Here is a 24,035-nt window from a genome sequence, read left to right as displayed (position 1 = left end):
TCAAGGTCACTTCTTGTCCTCCCGGGGGGTACCGATCAGCGGCGTGGCCGTGCCTCTATCCAACGACGCGGCCGCCACCGCGGATGTCGGCGACGAACCACTTGTCGCCCTGCTTTTCCACGGTCAGGCGGTAGACCTGCTCCAGCGTCCCGCCTACCGCCGCCGGGTCGGTGGCGTTGGGAGTGGGCGGGGCGTCGCCGCTGGGCACGGCCCACACCACGACCGCCTGGATCTCTCTGGTGGCACCCCCCACAGGCACCACGACTTCCTTGAGCTGCGAGAAGCTGAACGCGCCGCCGAAGCTGGGCAGGCTCTTGCCGGCGGCGACGTAGCGCTGCAGCCCGGCGGCGTCGCCGGACGCGTACTCCTTGAAGAAGCCCTCCAGCTGGGGCTTGAGCTCGGCGGCCGCCGCGTCGTCGGACTCGGGCGCGGCCACCTGGGGGAGGTCGGCCGGGGCCGGTGCGGGCAGGATCGCCGGGCGGCCCGCCACGACGAAGCGCCGTCCGGCGTCGTCGCCGGAGTAGTAGATCGGCACCGACAGCAGCATCCGGCGCGGGCCCGACTGGAACGCCACGCTGACCACGGCGTTGCGGGCGTCGCTCGCCTCGATGTCGTACGGCTGGACGGCGACGGCCGCCAGCTTGCCGTAGCCGTCCCAGCCCATCTGCGGGTCCATGCCCTCGGCGAGGAACGCCGCGAGCTTGCTCGACCTGCTGGCCGCGTCTTCCGGGCTGAAATTCAGATAAACCCCAGCGAACTGGGCGGCGAACGCCATGCCGCCGTCCGTGGGGAATCCCTTGTCGGCCTGCGCGGCAACATTGGACGAAGCAGGCTCTTGCTGGGTAAACCGCTCAAATGGGGCACGAATCCCATTCACCACGATAACCACGATAAGCGCCCAGAGAATGATGCGGCCGGTCCACACCAGCCATCGTCCGCCGCCACCCGACCAGCCGCCGCGCCGCGGCCTGCGGGGCGGCGGCGCCTCGAAGTCGGCCGTGTCCAGGGTTGCGGAAAGCCCGGGCCCGTCAGCGATCCGAGGATCGTGCTGGACGGTAGACCTACGAGCCATCACGCCTCCGCTCGCGCCGATCCCCCCGGCTGGCGCGGTGTCGTCCGTTGCCGATCCCCATCATCCGCGGTGAAGTAGTCACCCTATCCGGTCTCCGCCATTGTTCCGAGAAAGCCACGCCCATGCTGCGGCATGACCCTCCCCACCGGCAAACCGGGCCCGCATGACAGGCCACAGTGCCGATTCCTGTCAGTTCCCGTTGGAATCGCCTTTTGACCAGGCCAGACGCCTAAAATCGCATAGCGCGGCGGCCACGGATTCCTGTCCAAAACAGGCATGGACCTGTCTCGACCTGCGGAATCGGCATGGGTCGGAACCAGCGACCGACCGTCAGGCGGGCTCGGGATCCTGGCTCGTGCGCGCCTGACGCCTGCTGTGGAGGTCCACGACCGTCGGCCGCACCGAGCGCTCCAGCGAGCCCCGGAGATCGGCCAGCATCTCGGCGGGCTCGCGCTCGCGCATGCGCGTGGTCATCTCGACGCGCTCGTCCACCTTCCTGCGGAGATACGCCTCGCGGTTGACGCGCAGGCCGTACATGAGCTCGACCCGGATGAGGGCCAGCTCCTCCTCGAGGCTGATGCCCGCGAGCGTGGGCGCCGAGCGCCGCTTCCTGATGATGCGACGGAACATGAGGGCCTCCCGATTCAGCGTGAACGCCGTGACGATTCGACGCGCGGGGGCCCAAAGTGGTTGACGCATCAGTTATCCCTGGAACAAACGTCTGGTCGTTCCAGGGACACCAGACGTCTTGGGGGCATCGCCGTCGGCCGCCGTCGGTAACCTACCGTAGCGAAGTCTCGCGCTACGTGAGCGCCGTGCCGTCGAAGCCGTCAGACGTTGAAGCCGTCAGACGTTGAAGCGGAACTCCACGACGTCGCCGTCGCGCATCACGTAGTCCTTGCCCTCGATGCGCGCCTTGCCCGCCGAACGGGCGCCGGCGATGGAGCCGACCTCCACCAGGTCGTCGAAGGAGACGACCTCGGCCTTGATGAAGCCGCGCTGGAAGTCGGTGTGGATGACGCCCGCCGCCTCGGGCGCGGTGGCGCCCTTGCGGATCGTCCAGGCCCTGGTCTCCTTCGGCCCGGCCGTCAGGTACGTCTGCAGGCCCAGCGTCTCGAAGCCGACCCTGGCGAGCTGGCGCAGGCCCGACTCCTCCTGGCCCACCGACTGCAGCAGCTCCAGCGCCTCCTCCTCGTCGAGCTCCACCAGCTCCGACTCGATCTTGGCGTCGAGGAACACGGCCTCGGCCGGGGCCACCAGCGTCGAGAGCTGCTCCCTGAGCGCGGCGTCGGTCAGCTCGTCGGCGTCGAGGTTGAACACGTACAGGAACGGCTTGGCCGTGAGCAGGTGCAGCTCGCGCAGCTCCTCGCGGTCGAGGCCGCTCTCGAAGACGGTCTTGCCGGTCTCCAGGACGGCCAGGGCGGCCTCGGCGGCCTCCAGCGCGGCCTTCTTGTCCTTGTTGTTGCGCGCCTCCTTCTGCAGGCGCGGGACGGCCTTCTCGACCGTCTGCAGGTCCGCCATGATCAGCTCGGTGTTGATCGTCTCGATGTCGCGCTTCGGGGAGATCTCGCCGTCGACGTGCGTCACGTCGGGGTCGCTGAAGACGCGGATGACCTGGCAGATCGCATCGGTGTCGCGGATGTTGGCGAGGAACTGGTTGCCCCTGCCCTGCCCCTCCGAGGCGCCCTTGACCAGGCCCGCGATGTCCACGAACTCGACCTTGGCGGGCAGGATGCGGGCCGAGCCGAAGATCTCGGCCAGCACGGGCAGCCGGTCGTCGGGCACGCCGACGATGCCCACGTTGGGCTCGATGGTGGCGAACGGGTAATTCGCCGCGAGCGCGTTGCCGGTCTTGGTCAGCGCGTTGAAGAGCGTGGACTTACCGACGTTGGGCAGGCCGACGATGCCGATGGAGAGACTCACGGACAGCGAGTTTACTTGCTGAGAACGTACAGACAGGTCACCGGACGGTAGCCCTCGTCGGCGCGCAGGTAGCGGCGCGAGCCGGGCGGGCAGCGCGCGGGCGTGACCTCGAACGACACCACCCTGGCCCAGGCGTGCGGGGAGTCGCAGGGCAGCCGGGTGACGGCCGAGCGGGCGATCACGTCGGTGGCGGGCTCGGCCACGCAGGCGCCGCGGTCGAGCACCTGGCCGCCCCGGCCGAGGCAGATGACCCGGGAGTCGCCCTCCAGGGTGTCGAGGGTGCCGTCGGGGCAGGCGGAGGGCTCGGCGGTGAGGGCGAGCGCCCTGCCGTACCAGCCGGGCCGGGCGCAGGCCCGCTCGCGGCCGTCCAGGGTGACGCAGTCGCCCGGCCTGAGCAGGCCGCCGCCTCCCCCGGGGGCGCCGGGATGCGGCTCCAGGAAGTTGCGCACGCACGCCGTACGGCCCGCGCCGACCCGCAGGACCTCGTCGGTGTCCTCCGGGCATTCGCCGGGCGCCGGAGGGTCGGAGGCCATGGCCACCACCTCGGAGTCGCCGCCGTTGCACGCCGTCAGCGCCAGCGTGCCGGTGACGCACGCCCCGGGTGTCCAGCGCAGCACCGGGCGCGGCTGCGCCGCCTTCCCCGAGCCCGCGATGACCGCGCCGGCCAGCGCGACCAGGGCCGCCGCCACGGCGACGCCCGCGACGGCGAGCTTCGGTACCGTATCCATCCCAGTACTGTGCGTGACGGGTGATGAGGCGCACAAGCGGAACGCCCAAGCGTGTCGGGAAGAATCGTGCCCCGCATCCTGGGATCATCGCTGGGGTGGACGTCGTGTCGCTTCTCATCGGTCTCGCCGTCGGTCTGCTCGTCGGGTTCCTGGTGGCCAGGACCAGGGCGGCGGTGCGGGTGGCCGAGGCCGACGCGCGCGCCAGGTCGGCGGCCGAGAAGCTGGTCTACGTCGAGGAGCAGCTCGCCGAGCGGTTCCAGGCGCTGTCCACGCGCGCGCTCGACGTCAACAACGTGCGCTTCCTGGAGCTGGCCGAGACCAGGCTGGCGGCCACCCGCGCGGAGGCGGCCGGCGATCTCGAGCAGCGCAAGCAGGCCGTCGAGCACCTGGTCGAGCCGCTGAAGGACGCGCTGGCCCGGGTCGAGTCGCAGCTGCGCGACACCGAGTCCGGGCAGCGGGCGGCGCGGGCCGAGCTGGCCAAGCAGATGGAGTTCGTCCGCCAGAGCAACGAGCAGCTCCGCTCCCAGACCACCGCCCTGGTCAGGGCGCTGCAGCGGCCCGAGGCCCGCGGCCGGTGGGGCGAGCTGCAGCTGCGCAGGGTCGCGGAGATCGCCGGCATGCAGCGCTACTGCGACTTCGACGAGCAGGTCACCGAGGGCTCCATGCGGCCCGACATGGTCGTCAGGCTCGCCGGGGGCAAGAACATCGTGGTCGACTCCAAGGTCTCGCTGGCCGCCTACCTGGAGGCCGCCGAGGCGTCCGACGAGTCGCTGGCCACCGTGCGCCTGGACGCGCACGCCAGGCACGTGCGCGAGCACATCGACCGGCTGGCGGCCAAGGCGTACTGGCAGGGGTTCAACCCGTCGCCGGAGTTCGTGGTGCTGTTCATCCCCGGGGAGGCGTTCCTCGCGCCGGCGCTCGAACGCGACCCCGGGCTGCTGGAGTACGCGATGACGCGGCGCGTGCACATCGCCACCCCCACGACGCTGATCACGATGCTGCGCACCGCGCACTACGCCTGGCAGCAGGCCGCGCTGAGCGAGAACGCGCGGGCGGTGTTCGAGCTGGGCAAGGAGCTGTACGAGCGGCTGTCGTCCCTGGGCAGGAACGTCGAGTCGCTGGGCAGGGCGCTGACGCGGGCCGTGGAGGCGTACAACAAGTCGGTCGGATCGCTCGAAAGCCGCGTCCTGGTCACGGCGCGCAAGTTGCACGATCTCGGCGTCGTGGACGGCGAGCTGGACGCGCCCGAGATGCTCGAAGGGCTGCCCAGGCCGCTGGCCTCCCCCGAACTGCTCGAAACCTCATCTCTGATAACCCACGCGAACGGTAAGTTGGCAGGCGGGTCGCAGTAAATGGGGGTGGGCCAGTGGCAGGTGAGAAGGGCAGGCGCTCTGCCGTCAAGCTGACGGCGCGCGGCGCCATCGCGCTCGCCCTGGTGGCCACCCTGGCGGGCTACGTGCTGACGGCCGTGTTCGGCGTGGACCAGATCGTGGGCGCGGCGTTCCTGCTGGCCAGCGTGCTCGGCGTGGTGCTGGTCAACCGGCGCGAGCTGCTGTCGCTGGTGGTGACGCCGCCGCTGGTGTTCTTCTGCGCCACGCTCTTCGTGGAGCTGGGGCGGGCGTTCGGCTCGGTGTCGATCGTGCAGTCGCTGGCGCTGGGCCTCTACACGTCGATGACGCAGGGGGCGCCGTGGCTGTTCGCGGGCTCGGCCCTGGTGCTGGGCATCGCGTGGCGGCGGGGGCTCCGTGACAACGTGCGGGAGCTGCGGGAGGAGCTGAAGGCGGGCGCGGAGGTGTCGCGCCCGCGCCAGCCGTTCGTGCCGGAGCCCGAAGGGTACTTCGAGCCCAAGGTGTACGGGACCCCGCGCGGCGAGGACTGAGGTCAGGAGGCGCGCAGGTCCTTGCGCAGCTCGTGGGGCAGGGCGAAGCGCATGCTCTCCTGCACCGGCTCCACCTCCGTCACGTCGCCGAACCCGTGCCGGGCCAGCTTCGCCAGCACCTCCTCGACCAGCTCTTCCGGCACCGAGGCGCCGCTGGTGACGCCGACCGTGGTGACGCCGTCGAGCCACTCGTCGCGGATGAAGTCGGCGTTGTCCACCAGGTACGACTCCTGCGCGCCGTAGTCCTTGGCCACCTCGACCAGCCGCTTGGAGTTGGAGGAGTTCTCGGAGCCGACCACGATGACGAGCTGCGACTCTGCGGCGATCTCCTTGACCGCGACCTGGCGGTTCTGGGTGGCGTAGCAGATGTCGTCGCTGGGCGGGTCGATCAGCGTGGGGAAGCGCTCCTTGAGCCGGGCCACGGTCTCGGTGGTCTCGTCGACCGAGAGCGTGGTCTGCGACAGCCACACCAGCCTGCTCGGGTCCTTGACCTGCACCTTGTCGACCGCGTCGAGCCCGTCGACGAGCTGGATGTGGTCGGGGGCCTCACCGGAGGTGCCCTCGACCTCCTCGTGCCCCTCGTGCCCGATGAGCAGGATGTCGTAGTCCTTGGCCGCGAACCGCTTGGCCTCGTTGTGCACCTTCGTCACCAGCGGGCAGGTGGCGTCGATGGTGCGCAGGTTGCGCTGCCTGGCCTCCTCGTGCACGGCCGGCGAGACGCCGTGGGCGGAGAAGACCACGATCTCGCCCTCCGGCACCTCCTCGGTCTCGTCGACGAAGATGGCGCCCCTGGCCTCGAGCGTCTTCACGACATGCGTGTTGTGGACGATCTGCTTGCGGACGTAAACAGGTGCGCCGTACTGCTCCAGAGCCTTCTCGACCGCTACCACGGCTCGATCGACTCCGGCGCAGTAACCCCGTGGCTTGGCTACGAGGACTCGGCGGGAAGAGGGGGTCTGGGGCTCCATACTTCTTATGCTACGTGGAGCGGCCATCTGGCCCGCGCGTGCGTGGTCGCCCACGGTGCGCCAGACTGGCCGTCCAATACTGACCTCCCAGGGAGACGTTCATGTCCCTCAGCGACGTGATACGCAACATCGCAAGAACCGTCACCAACAAGGACGAGCTCAAGGAGAAGGCGAAGGACCTGCCGCTCATGGTCGTCCAGGGCACGCTCAGCGCCGCCGGTCAGGCGCTGCTGCTCGTGGACCGGATGAAGAACTCCATCAAGGGGCTCGGGGGCAAGGAGGAGCGCGAGGAGCAGGAGTACGACTCCCGCCCGACCGCCGCCGAGCAGGTGGCCGCCGCGCCCGCCGCACCCGCGGAGTCCGCCGAGTCCGCGGAGGACAAGCCGGCGCGCAAGGAGCCGGTCATCTTCGCTCCGCGTTCCGGAGCGGCCGAGCCCAACGGCGCCGCCAAGGCCAAGCCGGACCCGGTCATCTTCACGCCCGCCGCCAAGACGGAGCCCGCGGACAAGGCGGAGCCGGTCGCCCCGGCGGAGCCCGTCGCCAAGGCCGAGCCCGTCGCCAAGGCCGAGGCCGTGACGGTCACCGAGCCGAAGGCCGAGACCGCCCCCACGGCCGCGCCCACGGCCGCGCCCGAGGCTGCCGAGGTCGCGCCCGCCGCCCCCAAGGCCGTGGCCGAGCCCGCCGTGGAGGCCCCCGCTCCCAAGCCGAAGGCCGCCAGGAAGCCCAAGGCCGAGCCCAGGACGGCGAAGACCGCCAAGGCGGCCGAGCCCGCCCCCGCGCCGGAGCCCACCGCCGCCACCGCCGAGCCCGCCGCGGCCCCGGAGCCGGCCGCCGCCCCCGAGCCGGTCGCCGCCGCCGCCGTGAACCTGACCGAGCCGCTGCCCGGCTGGTCCGGGCTGACCGTCGCCTCCCTGCGCGCCAGGATGCGCGGCAAGACGGCCGAGCAGATCGGCGACTTCCTCGCGTACGAGCGGGCGACGACGGAGCGGCCCGAGGTCATCAAGATGTTCGAGAACCGCCTCGCCAAGCTCCAGGCCGGCGAATAGGTCACTAGTCTTCCCCCATGACCTCGAAGACCACGCCTGAGTCCCCCCTGCCGATCCGAACGGTCCTGCAGATGGTGGGCGGCTGGATCGGCAGACTCGGCACGGTCTGGGTCGAAGGAGAGATCACCGACCTGAGCACGCGTGGCGGCACGGTGTTCCTGACCCTGCGCGACCCGGTCGCCAACGTGTCGGCCAGGGTCACCGCCCCGCGCGGCGTCTACGAGGCGACGGTGCCCCGCCCGGCCAACGGCGCGAGGGTGGTGCTGCACGTCAAGCCCGACTTCTGGGTCAACAGGGGCTCGTTCGCGTTCACCGCGCTGGAGATGCGCCCGGTGGGCGTGGGCGAGATGCTGGTCAGGCTGGAGCGGCTCAGGCAGTTGCTGGCCGCCGAAGGGCTGTTCAACGCCGACAGGAAGCGGCGGCTGCCGTTCCTGCCGGGCACGATCGGGCTCATCTGCGGCCGCGACTCGGCGGCCGAGCGCGACGTGCTGGAGAACTCGCGGCGTCGCTGGCCGGCCGTGCGGTTCAAGGTCGAGGAGGTGGCCGTCCAGGGGCCGTACGCGGTGACCGAGGTGACGGAGGCGCTGCGCAAGCTCGACGCCGACTCCTCGATCGACGTGATCGTCGTCGCCCGCGGCGGCGGCTCCCTGGAGGACCTGCTGCCCTTCTCCGACGAGACGCTCGTGCGCGCGGTGGCCGCCTGCCGTACACCCGTGGTGAGCGCCATCGGCCACGAGCAGGACAGCCCGCTGCTCGACATGGTGGCCGACGTACGCGCCTCCACCCCCACCGACGCCGCCAAGAAGGTGGTGCCCGACGTCGGCGAGCAGCTCACGCTGGTGCGCCAACTCCGCGACCGCGGGCGCAGGGTGATGAGCGGCTGGCTCGACCGGGAGATGTCCTGGCTGACGTCCGTACGGTCGCGGCCCTCGCTGGCCGATCCCGTACGCGAGCTGGAGCGCCGGGCCGAGCAGGCGGAGGCGCTGCGCGACCGGGCCAGGCGCTCGCTGTCGGGCTCCCTCGACCGCGCCGCCGACGACCTCACCCACCTGCGCGCCCGGCTCGTCTCCCTGTCCCCGGCGGCGACGCTGGAGCGCGGCTACGCCATCGTGCAGCACCCGTCGGGCGAGGTCGTACGCCTGGCCAAGGACGTCGCGCCCGGCACGCTCCTGACCATCCGCCTGACCGACGACCGCATCACCGTCCGCGCGGAGGAACCGGACGCCTGACCGGTTTCAGGCCGCTTCCGCCGGATCGCCCTCAACCGGCACGCGGCGGGGCTACCGTTCGCACATGAGAGGACTCGTGCAGGTCGCCCAGCACGCCGACGACCTCGACAGGGCCACCGCCTTCTACCGCGACGTGCTCGGCCTGCGGCACATCGCCACCTACCGCCCGCCGGGGCTGGCCTTCTTCGATCTCGACGGCGTACGCCTCCTGATCGAGGAGAGCGCTCCCCCAGCCGTGCTCTACCTCGTCTCCGACGACCTCGAAGCGGACGTGGCGCGGCTGCGTACGCATGAGGTCGCCATCGTCGAGGAGCCGCATCTCATCTTCACCGACGACGGCACGTTCGGCACGCCGGGCAAGGAGATCCGCATGGCCGCCTTCCGCGACTCGGAGGGCAACCTGCTCTGCCTCATGACGTGACGCGCGTGACGGCCCCGGCCAGCGTCTCCAGGCCGGACCTGATCTGCTCGACCGTCATGCCGCGCTCCTCCCGCTGGCAGGCGATCAGGTGCGCGTTGACCGGCGCGAGCAGCGCGTCGGCCAGGTACGCGGCGTCCGCGCCCGGGCACGCCTGCCCGAGCAGCGTGGCGAGGTGGATGTGGTGCACCCGGTACGGCCCGGTGAAGCGCTTGGCCGTGCCGCCCTTCTCCAGCAGCAGGAACAGCGCCTCGTCCGTCAGGATGCGATCGACCAGCGCGTGCAGGAACGCCACGATCCGCTCGCGGGCGGGCGCGCCGGGGCCGAGCGGCGGCGGCCCGGACAGGAACGCCGCCTGGAACCGCCGCTCCCGCTCGTCGATCAGCGCCAGCAGCAGCCCCGTACGGTCGCCGAACCGCCGGTAGACGGTGCCCACGCCGACGCACGCCTCACGGGCGACCTCGTCGAGCGAGAGGTCGTCGGCCCCGCACTCGGTGACCATCCGCGCCGCCACCTCGATGATCTTCTGCCGGTTGCGGGCGGCGTCGGCCCGCTCGGGCTGGGGCTGCCCGACGACGGGCAACGATCGACGTTCGCGCACGGGCGCAGCATACCGGTTGTAAACGGAGAGTTCTCCGATTAACCTCTCAACCGGAGAACTCTCCGATTCTTTGAGGAGCCGAGGATGCCCAACGATTTCAACCAGCAGATCATCGACGAGTTCCGGGCCAACGAGGGCCGGGTCGGCGGCATGTTCGAGGGCTCCCCGCTGGTGCTGCTCACCACCACGGGAGCGAAGAGCGGCAGGTCCGTCACGACTCCGGTCATGTACCTGGCGGACGGCGACCGCTACGTCGTCATCGCCTCCAACGCCGGCGCCGATCACCACCCCGCCTGGTACCACAACCTGCGCGCCACGCCGGAGGCGACGGCGGAGATCGGGACGGAGCAGTTCGGGGTGAAGGCCGAGTTCGTGGAGGGTGCGGAGCGCGACGAGCTCTACGCCCGGATGGTGGCCCAGGCGCCGGGCTTCGCCGAGTACGAGGCCAAGACCACCCGCCGCATCCCGGTGGTCGCCCTCCTCCGCACGGCCGCCTGACCGTAGAGGCCGGTGAGCGAAGGTCGGCGAGCACGGCGCGGCGGTGCGGGGGCCCGGCGCGCCGGGCGCGCGAGCGAGCCCGCGAAGCCGGTGGCCGGGCAGAGCCCCGGGAACGCTAGAACGGCGCGTCGGCGGAGTGGCCCGAGGCAGGGTCGGAGCGGCGGGCCATGGCGGCGGCGAGCTTGACGCGAGCCCCCTGCAGCCACTCCTCGCAGACGGCGGCCAGCTTCTCGCCCCGCTCCCACAGCTCGATCGACTGCTCCAGGGTGAGCCCTCCGGTCTCCAGCCGGCGCACCACCTCGGTCAGCTCCTCGCGAGCCTGCTCGTAGGACGGGGTCTTCTCACCTGATTCCTCTGCCACGGCCACCACCCTAGACGCGCCGGCCGACAACCTCAGCCTTTGGGACGCTGCTGGAGCTGCGCCGCCAGCGCCCCCAGCTCCGCCCAGTCGGCCGTGCCGGTGATGACCAGTGTCACGTCGGGCAGCACGCGCACCAGGGAGCGCTGGTTCTTGTCCTCGCGGAAGCGCTGCTCCCACGCCGCACCGCCGACCTGCTGCGTGCCCTGTGTCTTGTCCGTGTTGGACATGCGGCTGGCGAAGCCGGCCGCCGGCTGCTCGTTGCTCTGCGCGAACATCACGTGCTCGCGCTCGGCGGTGGCGTAGCCGAGGTAGAGGACCTGCGCGCCGTTCTCGCCCTTGGCGATCCTGTTGCTGTTGGGCACCCAGCCGGCCGGGTCCTGGCGCGGGGCCCACACGCCGAAGGGCACCGAGTGCCCGAAGTTGGCGACGGTGATGGAGTACTCGAGCCGCGGGATGTGCTCCTCCCGGCTCTGCGGGGTGACGAGCAGGAACAGCCCGGCCCCGGCGAGGCAGACGAAAAGGGCTACCGCGTAGCCGTACAGACCTTGGGTGAACCGTCGCACAGTTGGCGAGGTTACCCGCTGGAGGGCGTGGTCGCCGAAGCGGCCGGGCGGATCTGGCCGATGATGGCCAGCACCTCCTCGGCCAGCCCGCGATCGCCGGAGCGCACCACCTCCGACACGGCCGCCGCCAGCGCCCCGGTGATCACCACGACGAGGGCGGACTCGTCCTCGAACAGCGCGGCGTTGCGCTGGGCCCACACCCGCAACCGGTCGCGCATCACCACGTCGAACCCGGGCGGCCCGTCGCCGCGCAGGAACAGCGCGGCCAGCTCGCGCTCCTCCAGGCAGCCCTCCAGGTACGCGCGGGCGGCACCGACGAACACGCGCATGGGGTCGCTCTCGCCGTCGGCGCGCGCCGTACGGACCGCCCGCTTGGTGCGCTGCGTCTGCCTGCCCTGGAACTCCTCCCACAGCGTGAGGTACAGATCCGCCTTGCCGGAGAAGTGGTGGTAGAGGCTGCCCACGCTGGCGTCGGCCCTGGCCACCACGTCCGTCACGCCCGCCTCGGCGAAGCCCTTGGAGACGAAGATCTCTCTGGCCGCGGCGAGCAGCGAGCTGCGCGTGGCGGCGCCACGCTCGGACGTACGCGGCTGGGCGACCGCATTCTCCACATCAGGGCTCATACGGGATCTCCTCCACGGCGGGGGCGCCACGCTCCATGTTGGAGGCAAGATCCTTGGCGCGCACAGGGTATGACGCAAAAACCGTTCTCGGTTAGCAGATTAACCCCCTCTGACCGGGAAGAGACCGGCAACTACGATCGAGGCAGTTGTCCCACGAGGAGGGCCAGTCATCATGTCCGACCAGACGTCCGTGCCGCCGGCGCTCGCCACCAGCGAGCACGCCCCCGATCGAAACCTGGCGCTGGAGCTCGTCCGCGTCACGGAGGCCGCCGCGATGGCGGCCGCCCGCTGGGTCGGCAGGGGTGAGAAGAACGGCGCGGACGGCGCGGCCGTGAACGCCATGCGCCAGCTCATCAACACCGTGTCGATGAACGGCGTGGTCGTGATCGGCGAGGGCGAGAAGGATCACGCCCCGATGTTGTTCAACGGCGAGCAGGTCGGCGACGGCAGCGGCCCCGACTGCGACGTTGCGGTGGACCCCATTGACGGCACGCGGCTGACGGCGCTGGGCATGCCCGACGCGGTGTCGGTGATCGCGGTCAGCGAGCGCGGCTCGATGTACGACCCGTCGGCCGTGTTCTACATGGAGAAGCTGGTCACCGGCCCCGAGGCGGCCGACGTGGTGGACATCGAGGCCCCGGTGGCCGTCAACATCAACGCCGTGGCCCGGGCCAAGCACTGCTCGCCGTCCGACGTGACCGTGGTCGTGCTCGACCGGCCCAGGCACGAGCGGCTGGTCAAGGAGATCAGGGAGACGGGCGCGCGGATCAAGTTCATCACCGACGGCGACGTGGCCGGCGCGATCATGGCGGCCCGCGCGGGCACCGGCATCGACCTGATGCTGGGCATCGGCGGCACGCCCGAGGGCATCGTGGCGGCTTGCGCGCTCAAGTGCCTCGGCGGGGTGATCCAGGGCAGGCTGTGGCCGCGTGACGACGCGGAGCGGGCCAAGGCCGTGGAGGCCGGGCACGACCTGGGCCAGGTGCTCACGACGAACGATCTGGTCAGGTCCGACGACGTGTTCTTCGCCGCCACCGGGATCACGCACGGCGAGCTCATGCAGGGCGTACGGTTCCGCGCCGGCTCCGCGGTGACGGAGTCGCTGGTGATGCGCGGCCGGTCGGGCACCATCCGCAAGATCGAGAGCGAGCACCAGCTCTGGAAGCTGCGCGCGTACAGCGCGATCAACTTCGACACCGCGGGCTGAGACACGGCGGGCCGAGACACGGCGCTGGGGAAGCGCGGCGCGCTGGAAGGCGGGCGGGCCGGGCAAGTGTCGTGTCAGCGGCGGCGCTTGCGGCGGGGCGGTTCCTTGACCTTGACCTCGCCCGCGAAGTTCGTCGTGCGCACCTCGACGACCGGCGCTCCCGGCTCGGTGGGCTGCTTGGTCAGGCGCACCGTCTTGTCCTTGGCGACCCTGATCACCTCCAGCCCTTCGGGGACGTGGATCTCCAGCCCCCCGAAGACGAGGGTGGCGTTGATGACGATCCGCCGGTTCTGCAGGATCGCGTCGCGGAAGTCGAGCTTCGTCGTGCCGAACATCGCGGTCACGCCCAGCTCGGCCGGCACCACCCAGCGCCCGCCCCGCTGCTCCTGCTTGAAGATGGCCGAGACCGGCCGCCCGTCGAGGTTGAGCGGCTGCTGGTCGGGGGGCAGCAGGTCGGTCGTGAGCGCGGCCAGCTCGCCGAGCGTACGGGCGGAGTAGAGCACGCCGAGCCGCTCCTCCAGCTCGTCCAGCGTGAGCCGGCCGTCTGCGTGGGCGTCCTGGAGCACCTGCGCGATGCGTTCGCGATCGGCGTCGGACGCGCGCAGCTCGTGCGGCTGCGGCACGTCGTCGGACGCCGGCGGACGGCGAGCGGACACCCATTCCTCGGCCAGCCGCTCGCCGACTTCCTGCAGCTTGGGCAACCACGATCCCGCGCGTTCGTTCACACTTCTGACGATATCCGGCTCTGGCCCAGTTCGCTCGTGCCGATTGACCCGGTGTCGGCGGATTCCGGCCGGGAGACCGGCCATCTCCTCCGCCAGGTTCCCGTTCACGTCGGCGTGGCGGTTGAGCGGCCTTCACCACGCGGTGCCGAGGAGCGGATCGACGGCGAGCTCCTGGCCCACGCCCGGGGGCGGCGCGCGGCTGAGCGTCTTTCTCATGAATTTCTTAGGAATCTACGCCCGCGCATCACCGTTGTCCCGGCAAAAGGGAGGTGTGCGTGCATCAACCGGCGCGATGGGGTCTCGGCGCGGCAGGCGCGGGCAGCATGGTGATCCTGGGCCTCGACCTGACGAACCTGGACGAGACGAACCCGTTCAGAAGGACCATCAGCGAGCACGGCCTGGGCCCTGACGGGTGGATCTTCGGGCTCGGGGTGGGGTTGCTGGCGGCGGGCTCGCTGGCCATCGGCGTGTCGCTGGCGCGCAAGCGGCTGGCCGGGATCTTCGGCATCATCGCGCTGCTGGGCTGGAGCGTCGGGCTGTTCCTCACGGCCTGGTTCGAGAAGCACGACTGGTCGGTCGGGCCGAGCCTGAGTGGCAGCATCCACCGGGTGGGCAGCTTCGTGGCCTTCCTCAGCCTGCCACTGGCCGCCGTGATCATCGCCCGGCCGTGGCGGCACCGGGAGCGGTCGAGGGCCACGCTGGCGGCGTTCGGGCTCGGGATCTGCTCGGTGCTCTGGGTGGCCGGCATCGCCACGGCGATGCTCATCGGGGCGGGCAACGGGCTGCCGTGGTATCGCGTCATGCCGCTGGGGCTGGTGGAGCGGGGGCTGGCCGTCACCGAGGTGGCGGCGCTGCTGGCGCTCGGCGTGTGGGCCGCCGCCGGGCGGCTGGAGGAGCCCGCCGGTCAGGGGCGGAGCGTGGCGATGAGGTCGTCCACGTAGCCCTGGAAGACGGCCGCCATGTCCACCCGGTCCGGGTCGATCAGCCACTGCGTCTGCAGGCCGTCCATCATCGCGATCAGCCGGTCGGCGTGCGCCTCGGCGTCGAGGCCGGCTCTGAACTCGCCCCGCTCGACGCCCCTGCGCAGCGCCGCCGCCACCATCGCGCGCAGCCGCCGGTAGCGCCGCCTGGCCCAGTCGTGCCCGGGGTGGCCGGGCGTCACGGCCTCGCCGCCGATCACGGCGAAGAGCTGCACCAGGCCCGGCACCCGGGAGTTGTGCTCGACCACCGCGGCCAGGGCCCGCAGCGCGTCGATCCCGCCGGACGGCTCCAGGTCGAACCTGCGCACGTCCAGCTCGTCGCGGTAGTCCAGCACCGCGACGAGCAGCAGCTCCTTGCTCCTGAAGTGGTGCAGCAACCCGGCCTGGGACAGCTCGGCGCGCTCGGCGATGCGGGCCAGCGACGCGCCGCGGTAGCCGTGCTCGGCGAACTCCAGCAGCGCGGTGGCCAGGATGCGCTCCCTGCGTGCCGCACCGGTCGCGTAGCCCCGTCTCACTCGCGGCAGCCTATCTCGCCCCTGGCGGAGGGCCTTGGGCAGCCGTTAACCTGACCGCGCCTCACGTTTGATTCCCCCCGATCAGGAGGCCGCTGTGCCGTCCGCACGTGATCGCCAGGCCCGCGTCGCCACGTACGTCGTCTACGCCGTGCAGGGCCTCTCCTTCGCCTCGCTGCTCATCCAGGTCGCGAACCTGCAGGCCAAGCACCGGCTCGACGAGGGCTCGCTGACGATGTTGCTGCTCGTCGTGCCCGTGTTCGCGGGTGTCGGCAGCGTGGCCGCGGGCGCGTTCGCCGCCCGGTACGGCAGCAAGCTGCTGTTGCGGGTCGCTCAGCCGGTGGTGGCCGTCGCGGTGGTGCTGGCCGGGCTCGCGCCGAACGTGCCGCTGCTGCTGCCCGTGCTGCTGCTGTTCGGGGTGGCGGTGGGCGCGGTGGACGCCGGCATGAACATGCAGGGCGTGGCCGTCGAGCGCAGGTACGGAGTGGAGGTGCTGAACGGGTTCCACTGCGTGTGGAGCGTGTTCAGCCTGGCCGCGGCGCTGTGGGCGTCGGCGGCGGCCGGGCTGCCGCTGCCGGTGATCATGGCCCTGCCCATGGTCTTCGCGGTCGCCGGCTCGCTCTACGCCGGGCGGGACCTGTGCACGCGCGAGGAGGAGAAGGTCGAGGCCGCGGGCGCGGCCGCCACCGGCCGCTTCCCGTGGCGGCCGATCATCCCGCTCTGCCTGGCCATGGGCTTCCTGTACGTCGGCGACGCCGCCGTGTCCAACTTCAACACCGTCTTCATGAAGGACGTGCTCGCCGCGAGCCCCGCCGTGATCCCGCTCGCGTACGCCGCGTACCAGGCGACCACGCTGGCCGTCCGGCTCGGCGGCGACTTCGCCGTCAGGCGGTACGGCCCCGCCGTCATCGTCAGGATCGGCGGAGTGATCGCCACGGTCGGCTTCCTCGGCGTGGTGCTGGCCCCGACGCAGCCGCTGGGCATCGTGGCGTTCGGGCTCACGGGTGTGGGGCTGGCGGTGGTGGCGCCGCAGTCGTTCTCGGCGGCGGGCAAGCTGGACCCGGCGGGCACCGGCGTGGCCATCGCCCGCGTGAACCTCTTCAACTACGTCGGCTTCATCGTGGGCGCCGCCCTGGTCGGCGGCATCGCCGACGCCGCCGACATGCGGGTGGCGTTCGCCGCGCCGCTGGTGCTGGCCGCCGCGATCATCGCACTGGCCCCGGGCTTCGAGCCGAAGCGCGCCTCCGCGGCCCGGTGAGGCGAAGCGCGCCTCCGCGGCCGAGTGAGGCGTAGCACTCCTCCATGGCCGAGCGAGCCGTAGCGCATTTCCGCGGCCAGGTGAGGCGCCGTGCTATCGCCGCACCTCGGTGACGTCGACGGGGCGGCCTTCGCGCAGCGACAGGTCGGCGGCCTCGGCGACGTAGAGCGCCTCCAGCGCGTCCTCGATCGAGCACGGGCTCCGGCCGCCGCGCAGGAAGGCGTCGAGCTCGGCGCGGTAGGCGGTCTCGAAGCGGGCCACGAAGTCCGGCCAAGGCGTCTGCGGGACGGGCAGGCCCTCGGTCGTGTGCAGCGGGGCCCGCGGGCCGAGGCCGACAACCTGGGTGCGCAGGGTGCCCGCCAACTCCATGCGCACGTCGTACCCGCCGCCGTTGTACCGCGAGCCCTGCAGGGTGGCCAGCGTGCCGTCGTCCAGCGTCAGCAGCGCGGCGCTGTTGTCCACGTCGCCCGCCTCGGCGAAGAACGCGGCGCCGCGGTTGGCCCCCTTCGCGTAGACCGACACCACCTCCCGGCCGGTCACCCAGCGCAGGATGTCGAAGTCGTGGATGTGGCAGTCGCGGAAGAGCCCGCCGGACAGCGGGATGTACGCGGCGGGCGGCGGCGCGGGATCGGCCGTGACCAGGTGCACGCGGTGCAGCTCGCCCAGCTCGCCGGCCCTGAGCGCGCGGGCCGCCGCCGCGTAACCGGGGTCGAACCTGCGCTGGAACCCGATCTGCACCCGGTTGCCCGCGGCGGCCTCCAGCACCTTGACGGTGTCGGCCACCGTGCCCGCCACCGGCTTCTCGCAGAAGACCGGGATGCCCAGCCGGCACGCCTTCATGATCAGCTCCGCGTGGGTGCTGGTCGGGGTGGCGATGACGACGGCGTCCGCCTCGAACGGGTCGCCCGCCCCGCCGTACGGCGACGTGCGCACGGGGTCGCTCACGATCAGCTCGTCCACCAGGGGATGCGCGGCCAGGGTCGCGGCGTGGAAGGCTCCGATCCGGCCCAGCCCCAGCAGTCCCACACGCATGGCGCCTCCCGTTCGCGCGTCCGGCTCCTCCTTTCTAGGCGAGCACATCTCCCTCAGTCAACAGCTTGTCCAGACATGCGGACCTTCAACCCGCGTACGACCTCGGCCGCCTTGTGCGCGGGCAGCCGCGCGAACCCCGCCACCACGGCCGCCGGGCCGGGCAGCTCCCGCATGGGCCCCACCGCCTCGGCCGACAGGCCGAGCTGCCGGGCGACGAGCACCGTACGCGACTCGTCCCATCCCCTGGGCAGCTCCAGGTACACGTGCAGGCCGGCCTCGATGCCCCTGACCCGGATCGCCGGCAGCTCCTCGGCCAGCGCCTCGACCAGGGCGTCCCGGCGCCGCCGGTACTCCCTGCGCATGCGCCGCAGGTGCTTGTCGTAGCCCCCGGTGCGCAGGAAGTGGGCCAGCGCGTGCTGCTCGATCACCGGGGAGCCCAGGTCGAGCTCGCCGCGCGCCCGCCGGATGGCCTCGGCGAGGTCGGGCGGCGCGGCCACCCAGCCGAGCCGCAGCCCGGGCGCGAGCGCCTTGCTCACGCTGCCGGACAGGATCACCCTGTCGGGCGCCAGGCCCTGGAGGCAGCCGACGGGGTCGCGGTCGAAGCGGAACTCGGCGTCGTAGTCGTCCTCCAGGACGATCCGGTGGCCCGCGTACGCCCACTCCATCAGCGCCGCCCGCCGCGCAGGCGAGAGCACCACCCCGGTCGGGAACTGGTGGGCGGGCGTCACCAGTACGGCGTCCCCGCGCAGCCTGCGCACGTCGAGCCCCTGCTCGTCCACCGGCACCGGCACCAGATGCGCGCCCGCCCGGCGCAGCAGCGGCACCTGCCGATGGCTGGTCGGATCCTCCACGGCGAGCCGCAGCGCGCGCTGCTGGGTCAGCACGTGCAGGGCCAGGCTCAGCCCCTGCGCCACGCCGCCGACGATGATCAGGTGCTCGGGGCGCACGTCGGCCGCCCTGACCCGCCTGAGGTAGGCGGCCAGCTCTTCGCGCAGCTCAGGCACGCCGCCAGGGTCCCCGTAATCGAAGGCGTCCGAGGGTACGGTGGTCAGGACGTGCCTTACGGCCGCGAGCCAGCGTTCACGGGGGAAGTGGCCGAGGTCGGGGGAGGTGGGGCGATGACCGTAGTACGGAGGGAACGCCTGGGCGCTCGGCGCCCGGCGGCCGGGATCGGGCCGGGCAGGGTCGGGCCGGGCGGCGGAGTCGCGCGGCGCGGGTGCCGGGCGGGTGGCGTTCTTGGGGGTGACCTGCGTGCCGACGCCCACCCTGGAGACCAGGAAGCCCTCGGCGACCAGTTGCTCGTACGCCTCCACGACCACTCCCCTGGAGACCTGGAGGTCGGTGGCGAGGTCGCGGGTGGCGGGCAGGCGGGTGCCCGGCGTGAGCCGCCCGCCCCGGATGGATTCCCGCAGCTCAGCCGCGATCTGCCCGGCAATTCCCCCCTTCCCGCGATTTATCTGGATATGGAGGTCGGCCATATTGGTCCTGTCTCCCGGCGGGACATTGGACTGTTTGTGCGAACCATTGTCTCCCTAGCATCCTTCGCATGACAAACGGCATGAAAAACGGCATCGTGGGCGCCGCCACCGCCATGTTCCTGGTCGGAACGCTGGCAGGCGTCTCCGGACTCGTCGGCGCATACCCCATATACGGCGGCCAGGCGGTTCGGTATCTCGTGGCTTCGGTCATCCTGCTTGTCATAACGAGAGTGCTCGGCCTGCGGTTCGTCCGCATGACGTGGCGCGAGACGCTCTGCCTGCTCGGGCTGACGGCGCTGGGGCTGGTGTTCTTCAACGTGGCGGTGGTGGAGTCCACCCGCGCCTCGGGGCCGGCGCTGGTGGGCACCGTGCTCGGCACCGTGCCGCTGGCCCTGGCGCTGGCCGGCGGGCGGCCCGCGCCCCGGCTGCTGGTCGGGGCCGGCGTGGTGGTGGCGGGGGCGACGCTGGCCACGGGGCTCGGCAGTGGCACCCCGGAGAGCCTGCTGTGGGCGCTGGGCGCGCTGGTGGGAGAGATCAGCTTCTCCCTGCTGGCCATCCCCCTGCTGCCCAAGCTGGGCCCGATCCGGGTGTCGGCGTACTCGACGACGCTGGCCGTGCCCATGCTGGCCACGGTCGGACTGCTCGACGCGGGGACGGACATGCTCAGGGTGCCGACGCTCGCCGAGGCGCTCGGGTTCGCCTACCTGGCGGTCGTGGTGACCGTGGTGGCGTTCTTCTTCTGGTACAACTCGCTGCCCAAGCTCGGGCCGGGGCGGGCCGGGCTGTTCGCGGGGCTCATCCCGGTGGCGGCCATCGTCACGGGGGCCGTGCTCGGGGTGGCCATGCCGACCGCGTACGACCTGCTGGGCGCGGGGCTCGTGGTCACCGGCATCCTGATCGGCCTCAGCGCGGAACGCTCGGGCGCGAAGGCGGCGGTGCGGCCGTCCGAGGCCTGACGGCCATCCCCTCCTGCCGGTGCGCGTAATCTCTTGAGCGACCGAAAGGATGGACATGGGCGAGTTCGACTACACCGACCTGCTGCCGCTTGGAGCCGACGAGACGGAATACCGGCTGATCACCTCGGAGGGGGTGCGGAAGGTCGAGGCGGCCGGGCGTACGTTCCTCGAAGTCGACCCCGAGGCGCTGCGCCTGCTCACCGAGACGGCCGTGCACGACATCTCGCACTTCCTGCGCGCCTCGCACCTCGCCCAGCTCAGGAAGATCGTCGATGACCCCGAGTCCAGCGGCAACGACCGCTTCGTCGCCCTCGACCTGCTGAAGAACGCCTCCATCTCGGCCGGCGGCGTGCTGCCGATGTGCCAGGACACCGGCACCGCCATCGTCATGGGCAAGCGCGGCAGGCACGTGCTGACCGACGGCCAGGACGCCGAGCACATCTCGCGCGGCGTGTACGACGCCTACACCAAGCTCAACCTGCGCTACTCCCAGATGGCCCCGCTGACCATGTGGGAGGAGAAGAACACGGGCGACAACCTGCCCGCCCAGGTCGAGCTGTACGCCGAGGACCCCCACGGTCACCCCGACGAGTACAAGCTGCTGTTCATGGCCAAGGGCGGCGGCTCGGCCAACAAGTCGTTCCTGTACCAGGAGACCAAGGCCGTGCTCAACGAGAAGCGCATGATGGCCTTCCTGGAGGAGAAGATCCGCTCGCTCGGCACGGCGGCCTGCCCGCCGTACCATCTGGCCGTCGTCGTGGGCGGCACCTCCGCCGAGTACGCGCTCAAGACCGCCAAGTACGCCAGCGCCCGCTACCTCGACTCGATCCCCACCGAGGGCTCGCCCTCCGGGCACGGGTTCAGGGACCTGGAGATGGAGGCCAAGGTCTTCGAGCTGACGCAGAAGCTGGGCATCGGGGCGCAGTTCGGCGGCAAGTACTTCTGCCACGACGTGCGCGTCATCCGCCTGCCCAGGCACGGGGCCTCCTGCCCGGTCGCCATCGCCGTGTCCTGCTCCGCCGACCGCCAGGCCCTCGCCAAGATCACGCCGGAGGGCGTGTTCCTGGAGAAGCTGGAGACCGACCCGGCCCGCTTCCTGCCCGAGACCACCGACGAGCACCTCTCGGACGACGTCGTCCCGGTCGACCTCAACCGGCCGATGCCCGAGATCCTCGCCGAGCTCACCAAGTATCCGGTCAAGACCCGCCTGTCGCTCACCGGCCCGCTGGTGGTCGCCCGCGACATCGCGCACGCGAAGATCGCCGAGCTGCTGGACGACGGCGGCGAGATGCCCCAGTACCTCAAGGACCACGCCGTCTACTACGCCGGGCCGGCCAAGACCCCCGAGGGTTACGCGTCGGGTTCGTTCGGGCCGACGACGGCCGGGCGCATGGACTCCTACGTGGAGCGCTTCCAGGCGGCGGGCGGCTCGATGGTGATGCTGGCCAAGGGCAACCGGTCCAAGCAGGTCACGGACGCCTGCCAGCAGTACGGCGGCTTCTACCTGGGCTCCATCGGCGGCCCCGCGGCGCGGCTGGCGCAGGACTGCATCAAGAAGGTGGAGGTGCTGGAGTACCCCGAGCTGGGGATGGAAGCGGTGTGGAAGATCGAGGTCGTGGACTTCCCCGCGTTCATCGTCGTCGACGACAAGGGCGACGACTTCTTCACCGACAGGACCGGCCCCGTCCTGTCCATCGGCCGCCGCTGACGCCGGCGCCGGGGGGTCGGGCGCAGGCGGTCAGGCAGCCGCGCGGGTCGGCGAGCAGGCGGCGCGATCGGCCGCGTGGGTGGGCAAGGCGGCGGGCCCGGTGGCCCGAGAGACGCTCACGCGGCCACCGGCGCCCGGTGCGGCGCCACGACGGACCCGTCGGGCAGCAGCAGACCGGTGTCATCGAACAGCACGACGCCGTTGCAGAGAAGGCTCCAGCCCTGGTCAGGGTGGGCCGAGATGACGTGCGACCGCTCTCGGTCGAGGGAGTCGGCACTCGGGCAAGCGGGGTAGTGACTGCACATGGCGCACCTCTCAGATTGCGCTCCGGTTTGTGGCTCTTCAAAAGGGCAGCGTGCGCCCTGACGGCGTGCGGAGGTCCAGTGCGGCTCTGGTCGGCTTCTTCGGCCGGCGGCGAACCTGTGTCTGGCGCATCCTCATCACGTCCTTAGTGGTCTGACTTCATCGGTGGGACCTCGGGCGTTCTGCTCTCAGTCTGACGTTCGGCACCGACAGTTTCCTGGATGACGGTCAGCGAGGGCGCTCGCCTTCTTTCCTGGTCCTAACCATGCCCCCGTCCCCTTACGGCACCCTTACAAGTCGCTGACGGCGGCCCCGTGGTTCCTGTCAGTCAGCCTGCCGTACGCCTGAATGTCCCCTACCAGGCATCATGCACAAATATTCGGCCGGCCGTTGTGCCGATGGACACAAACGCCCAGTGAGCTGCGGAAACGCGCCGAGAGTGGTCGCGGGTAAAACGCTCGTGCGGGCGCCTCCAACCGCCCGCGGCGCGATCCTGGAAGCGCGCCGCACCGGGCGCGCCACGACCTTCGTCAAGGACGCTCGGCCCCCGGCTGAGACGTGCCGGCCCGGGAGCCGCCGAGCCGTGGGCTCGCCGTCATGGCGACGTGGGGACGAACACCACGCCACCGCTCGTGTTCGACGCGTGGAAGCGCGCGTACTACCTTCGGTATCGCACCACCCGTCCGGCCCGCGTCGGGAAACTGTGCGGCCTCATCAACTGGGATGATGTGGCCACGAGGTTTGCTGACGTGACGAGTCAGGCGGCTTGACTTAAGTTCGCAACAAATTATCGGCCCCGCCTCTACTGGTCGGTTTACACAAATAGGTAAGCTGCCTGGCATGCGTGCGCCATCCGGTTACCTACTCGCCGCGCGCTATCGGCTCGTGGAGCCGGTTGGTCGCGGCGGCATGGGCACCGTTTGGCGGGCACATGACGAGCTGCTCGACCGGGACGTGGCGGTCAAGGAGGTCCGGCTGCCCACGGTCCTCGACGAGGAGCTGCGCGCCGAGCTGTGCGCGCGCACCGAGCGCGAGGGCCGCGCGACCGCGATGGTCGCGCACCCGTCGGTGATCACCGTCTTCGACGTGGTCACCGAGGACGACCGGCCGTGGATCGTGATGGAGCTGCTCCGGGCCAAGTCCCTGGAGCAGCTCATCCAGGAGGACGGACCGCTCCACCCCCGCAAGGCCGCCGAGATCGGCCGGCAGATCCTGGGGGCGCTGCGCGCCGTGCACGCCAAGGGCATCCTGCACCGCGACGTGAAGCCCAGCAACGTGCTGGTGACCGAGGACCGCGCGGTGCTCACCGACTTCGGCCTGGCCGCGCTGGAAGGTGACGTTTCCATCACCCAGGCGGGCATCGTTCTCGGGTCCGCGGGATACATCGCTCCAGAGCGGGTGCTCGGCTCGAAGGCCAGCCCCGCCGCCGATCTGTGGTCGCTCGGCGCGACCCTCTACACCGCCGTCGAGGGCCGGGGCCTGCACGGCAGGCGTACGGCCGCCGCCGCGCTCGCGGCCCTGACCAGCGGCGAGCCGATCCCGATGACCAAGGCGGGCCCCCTGGCGCCCGTGCTCGACGCGCTGCTCAGGATCGACCCCGCGACCAGGCTCGACTCCGTGCGCGCCTCGCTCATGCTGACCAGGGTCGCCGCCGGCGGCTCGGCGGAGGAGCCGCTGGCGCCGCGCAGGCCCAGCCGTCCCACCTCGGCGATCCCCATGCCGCAGCCCCCCTTCGTGCGCAGGCCCGCGCACCGGGGGCTGCACCGGGCCGACCCGCCGGCGGGCACCGTGAACGTGCCCTCGCCGCGGCAGGAACGCAAGCCGGGTGAAGGCGTGCACAGGAAGCGCGTCGAACCGCGTCCGGCGCCGTCGGCTTATGCCCGTTTCAAAGCGACGGTGATAAAGTTGTGTCTTCCTCGGCGGTTCTGGCCAAGAGAACTTCGCAAGCGAGGGTAAAGCACTTCCCA

27 protein-coding genes are annotated in these 24,035 nt (G+C 71.3%); 13 read left to right on the top strand and 14 right to left on the bottom strand.

What is annotated here, in order from left to right; all coding sequences use genetic code 11:
• Positions 1–55 precede the first annotated feature (55 nt).
• From HD597_RS57545 to HD597_RS57530, 4 genes are all read right to left on the bottom strand, one after another.
• Positions 56–775 (bottom strand): conjugal transfer protein, encoded by a 720-nt coding sequence (locus HD597_RS57545; RefSeq protein ID WP_253757152.1) that lies wholly within the window; start codon positions 773–775, stop codon positions 56–58.
• 627 nt (positions 776–1,402) lie between these two features.
• Positions 1,403–1,702 carry a hypothetical protein gene (locus HD597_RS57540; protein ID WP_253757150.1) on the bottom strand — a complete coding sequence of 100 codons (300 nt, stop codon included), beginning with the start codon at positions 1,700–1,702 and terminating at the stop codon, positions 1,403–1,405.
• Positions 1,703–1,918: 216 nt separating this feature from the next.
• Positions 1,919–2,995: a redox-regulated ATPase YchF gene (ychF, locus tag HD597_RS57535; protein ID WP_253757148.1), complete on the bottom strand. Its 1,077-nt coding sequence runs from the start codon at positions 2,993–2,995 to the stop codon at positions 1,919–1,921.
• A gap of 11 nt (positions 2,996–3,006) precedes the next feature.
• Complete coding sequence (locus HD597_RS57530; protein WP_253757146.1) at positions 3,007–3,723, bottom strand: hypothetical protein; 717 nt, start codon at positions 3,721–3,723, stop codon at positions 3,007–3,009.
• A 95-nt stretch (positions 3,724–3,818) separates the two neighbouring features.
• On the opposite strand from HD597_RS57530, the gene HD597_RS57525 reads away from it, so the two are divergent.
• Together HD597_RS57525 and HD597_RS57520 are read left to right on the top strand one after the other, a co-directional pair.
• Positions 3,819–5,075: a DNA recombination protein RmuC gene (locus HD597_RS57525; RefSeq protein WP_253757144.1), complete on the top strand. Its 1,257-nt coding sequence runs from the start codon at positions 3,819–3,821 to the stop codon at positions 5,073–5,075.
• Positions 5,076–5,089: 14 nt separating this feature from the next.
• Complete coding sequence (locus tag HD597_RS57520) at positions 5,090–5,602, top strand: DUF6542 domain-containing protein (protein ID WP_253757142.1); 513 nt, start codon at positions 5,090–5,092, stop codon at positions 5,600–5,602.
• A gap of 2 nt (positions 5,603–5,604) precedes the next feature.
• On the opposite strand, the gene HD597_RS57515 is transcribed toward HD597_RS57520, so the two are convergent.
• Complete coding sequence (locus HD597_RS57515; protein WP_253757140.1) at positions 5,605–6,570, bottom strand: 4-hydroxy-3-methylbut-2-enyl diphosphate reductase; 966 nt, start codon at positions 6,568–6,570, stop codon at positions 5,605–5,607.
• Between the two features lie 101 nt (positions 6,571–6,671).
• Here HD597_RS57515 and HD597_RS57510 point away from each other — a divergent pair, with 101 nt between their 5' ends.
• From HD597_RS57510 to HD597_RS57500, 3 genes are all read left to right on the top strand, one after another.
• On the top strand, positions 6,672–7,616 hold the full coding sequence (locus HD597_RS57510; protein ID WP_253757138.1) for a DUF8129 domain-containing protein: 945 nt from the start codon (positions 6,672–6,674) through the stop codon (positions 7,614–7,616).
• Positions 7,617–7,633: 17 nt separating this feature from the next.
• Positions 7,634–8,845, top strand: coding sequence for an exodeoxyribonuclease VII large subunit (gene xseA, locus HD597_RS57505; protein ID WP_253757136.1), 1,212 nt, complete (start codon positions 7,634–7,636; stop codon positions 8,843–8,845).
• 64 nt (positions 8,846–8,909) lie between these two features.
• Entirely contained in the window at positions 8,910–9,266 is a 357-nt protein-coding gene (locus HD597_RS57500; RefSeq protein WP_253757134.1) for a VOC family protein, read from the top strand.
• Here the strand turns inward: HD597_RS57500 and HD597_RS57495 are convergent.
• On the bottom strand, positions 9,256–9,864 hold the full coding sequence (locus tag HD597_RS57495; RefSeq protein ID WP_253757132.1) for a TetR/AcrR family transcriptional regulator: 609 nt from the start codon (positions 9,862–9,864) through the stop codon (positions 9,256–9,258). The two genes, HD597_RS57500 and HD597_RS57495, sit on opposite strands and share 11 nt — an antisense overlap.
• 84 nt (positions 9,865–9,948) lie before the next feature.
• Between HD597_RS57495 and HD597_RS57490 the strand changes: the two genes are divergently transcribed.
• A complete protein-coding gene (locus tag HD597_RS57490; protein ID WP_253757130.1) occupies positions 9,949–10,362 on the top strand; it encodes a nitroreductase family deazaflavin-dependent oxidoreductase in 414 nt (137 codons plus the stop codon).
• Between the two features lie 115 nt (positions 10,363–10,477).
• Here the strand turns inward: HD597_RS57490 and HD597_RS57485 are convergent, their stop codons facing one another.
• From HD597_RS57485 to HD597_RS57475, 3 genes are read right to left on the bottom strand one after another with little or no spacing between them, the layout of a single operon-like run.
• Positions 10,478–10,723: an exodeoxyribonuclease VII small subunit gene (locus HD597_RS57485; protein ID WP_253757128.1), complete on the bottom strand. Its 246-nt coding sequence runs from the start codon at positions 10,721–10,723 to the stop codon at positions 10,478–10,480.
• A 32-nt stretch (positions 10,724–10,755) separates the two neighbouring features.
• Positions 10,756–11,286, bottom strand: a complete 531-nt coding sequence (locus HD597_RS57480; protein WP_253757126.1) for a DUF4245 domain-containing protein — start codon at positions 11,284–11,286, stop codon at positions 10,756–10,758.
• Positions 11,287–11,297: 11 nt separating this feature from the next.
• A complete protein-coding gene (locus HD597_RS57475) occupies positions 11,298–11,909 on the bottom strand; it encodes a TetR/AcrR family transcriptional regulator (protein WP_253757124.1) in 612 nt (203 codons plus the stop codon).
• Positions 11,910–12,081: 172 nt separating this feature from the next.
• Between HD597_RS57475 and glpX the strand changes: the two genes are divergently transcribed.
• Positions 12,082–13,116 carry a class II fructose-bisphosphatase gene (glpX, locus tag HD597_RS57470; RefSeq protein WP_253757122.1) on the top strand — a complete coding sequence of 345 codons (1,035 nt, stop codon included), beginning with the start codon at positions 12,082–12,084 and terminating at the stop codon, positions 13,114–13,116.
• Positions 13,117–13,190: 74 nt separating this feature from the next.
• On the opposite strand, the gene HD597_RS57465 is transcribed toward glpX, so the two are convergent.
• Positions 13,191–13,841 (bottom strand): DUF1707 SHOCT-like domain-containing protein, encoded by a 651-nt coding sequence (locus tag HD597_RS57465; protein WP_253757120.1) that lies wholly within the window; start codon positions 13,839–13,841, stop codon positions 13,191–13,193.
• A 275-nt stretch (positions 13,842–14,116) separates the two neighbouring features.
• On the opposite strand from HD597_RS57465, the gene HD597_RS57460 reads away from it, so the two are divergent.
• Positions 14,117–14,782, top strand: a complete 666-nt coding sequence (locus tag HD597_RS57460) for a DUF998 domain-containing protein (RefSeq protein ID WP_253757118.1) — start codon at positions 14,117–14,119, stop codon at positions 14,780–14,782.
• On the opposite strand, the gene HD597_RS57455 is transcribed toward HD597_RS57460, so the two are convergent.
• Positions 14,746–15,336, bottom strand: a complete 591-nt coding sequence (locus tag HD597_RS57455) for a TetR/AcrR family transcriptional regulator (RefSeq protein ID WP_253757116.1) — start codon at positions 15,334–15,336, stop codon at positions 14,746–14,748. The genes HD597_RS57460 and HD597_RS57455 overlap by 37 nt on opposite strands.
• A 94-nt stretch (positions 15,337–15,430) precedes the next feature.
• On the opposite strand from HD597_RS57455, the gene HD597_RS66355 reads away from it, so the two are divergent.
• Positions 15,431–16,591 carry an MFS transporter gene (locus tag HD597_RS66355; RefSeq protein ID WP_253757114.1) on the top strand — a complete coding sequence of 387 codons (1,161 nt, stop codon included), beginning with the start codon at positions 15,431–15,433 and terminating at the stop codon, positions 16,589–16,591.
• A 93-nt stretch (positions 16,592–16,684) separates the two neighbouring features.
• Here the strand turns inward: HD597_RS66355 and HD597_RS57445 are convergent, their stop codons facing one another.
• Both HD597_RS57445 and pdxR read right to left on the bottom strand, forming a co-directional pair.
• Positions 16,685–17,623 (bottom strand): Gfo/Idh/MocA family protein, encoded by a 939-nt coding sequence (locus HD597_RS57445; protein WP_253757112.1) that lies wholly within the window; start codon positions 17,621–17,623, stop codon positions 16,685–16,687.
• Positions 17,624–17,676: 53 nt separating this feature from the next.
• On the bottom strand, positions 17,677–19,101 hold the full coding sequence (gene pdxR, locus HD597_RS57440) for a MocR-like pyridoxine biosynthesis transcription factor PdxR (protein WP_253757110.1): 1,425 nt from the start codon (positions 19,099–19,101) through the stop codon (positions 17,677–17,679).
• Between the two features lie 68 nt (positions 19,102–19,169).
• Between pdxR and HD597_RS57435 the strand changes: the two genes are divergently transcribed.
• Positions 19,170–20,057, top strand: coding sequence for an EamA family transporter (locus HD597_RS57435; protein WP_253757108.1), 888 nt, complete (start codon positions 19,170–19,172; stop codon positions 20,055–20,057).
• 55 nt (positions 20,058–20,112) lie between these two features.
• Positions 20,113–21,765: a fumarate hydratase gene (locus HD597_RS57430; RefSeq protein WP_253757106.1), complete on the top strand. Its 1,653-nt coding sequence runs from the start codon at positions 20,113–20,115 to the stop codon at positions 21,763–21,765.
• A gap of 116 nt (positions 21,766–21,881) precedes the next feature.
• Here the strand turns inward: HD597_RS57430 and HD597_RS57425 are convergent, their stop codons facing one another.
• Positions 21,882–22,070, bottom strand: coding sequence for a DUF5999 family protein (locus tag HD597_RS57425; protein ID WP_253757104.1), 189 nt, complete (start codon positions 22,068–22,070; stop codon positions 21,882–21,884).
• Positions 22,071–22,673: 603 nt separating this feature from the next.
• Between HD597_RS57425 and HD597_RS65495 the strand changes: the two genes are divergently transcribed.
• Together HD597_RS65495 and HD597_RS57415 are read left to right on the top strand one after the other, a co-directional pair.
• On the top strand, positions 22,674–22,838 hold the full coding sequence (locus HD597_RS65495; RefSeq protein WP_308210912.1) for a Fe-Mn family superoxide dismutase: 165 nt from the start codon (positions 22,674–22,676) through the stop codon (positions 22,836–22,838).
• Positions 22,839–22,908: 70 nt separating this feature from the next.
• Positions 22,909–24,024, top strand: coding sequence for a serine/threonine-protein kinase (locus tag HD597_RS57415; protein ID WP_253757102.1), 1,116 nt, complete (start codon positions 22,909–22,911; stop codon positions 24,022–24,024).
• Positions 24,025–24,035: the final 11 nt, after the last annotated feature.

The sequence above is a fragment of the Nonomuraea thailandensis genome (assembly GCF_024172165.1).
Taxonomy (GTDB): domain Bacteria; phylum Actinomycetota; class Actinomycetes; order Streptosporangiales; family Streptosporangiaceae; genus Nonomuraea; species Nonomuraea thailandensis.
This window is presented reverse-complemented; position numbering and strand designations above follow the sequence as displayed.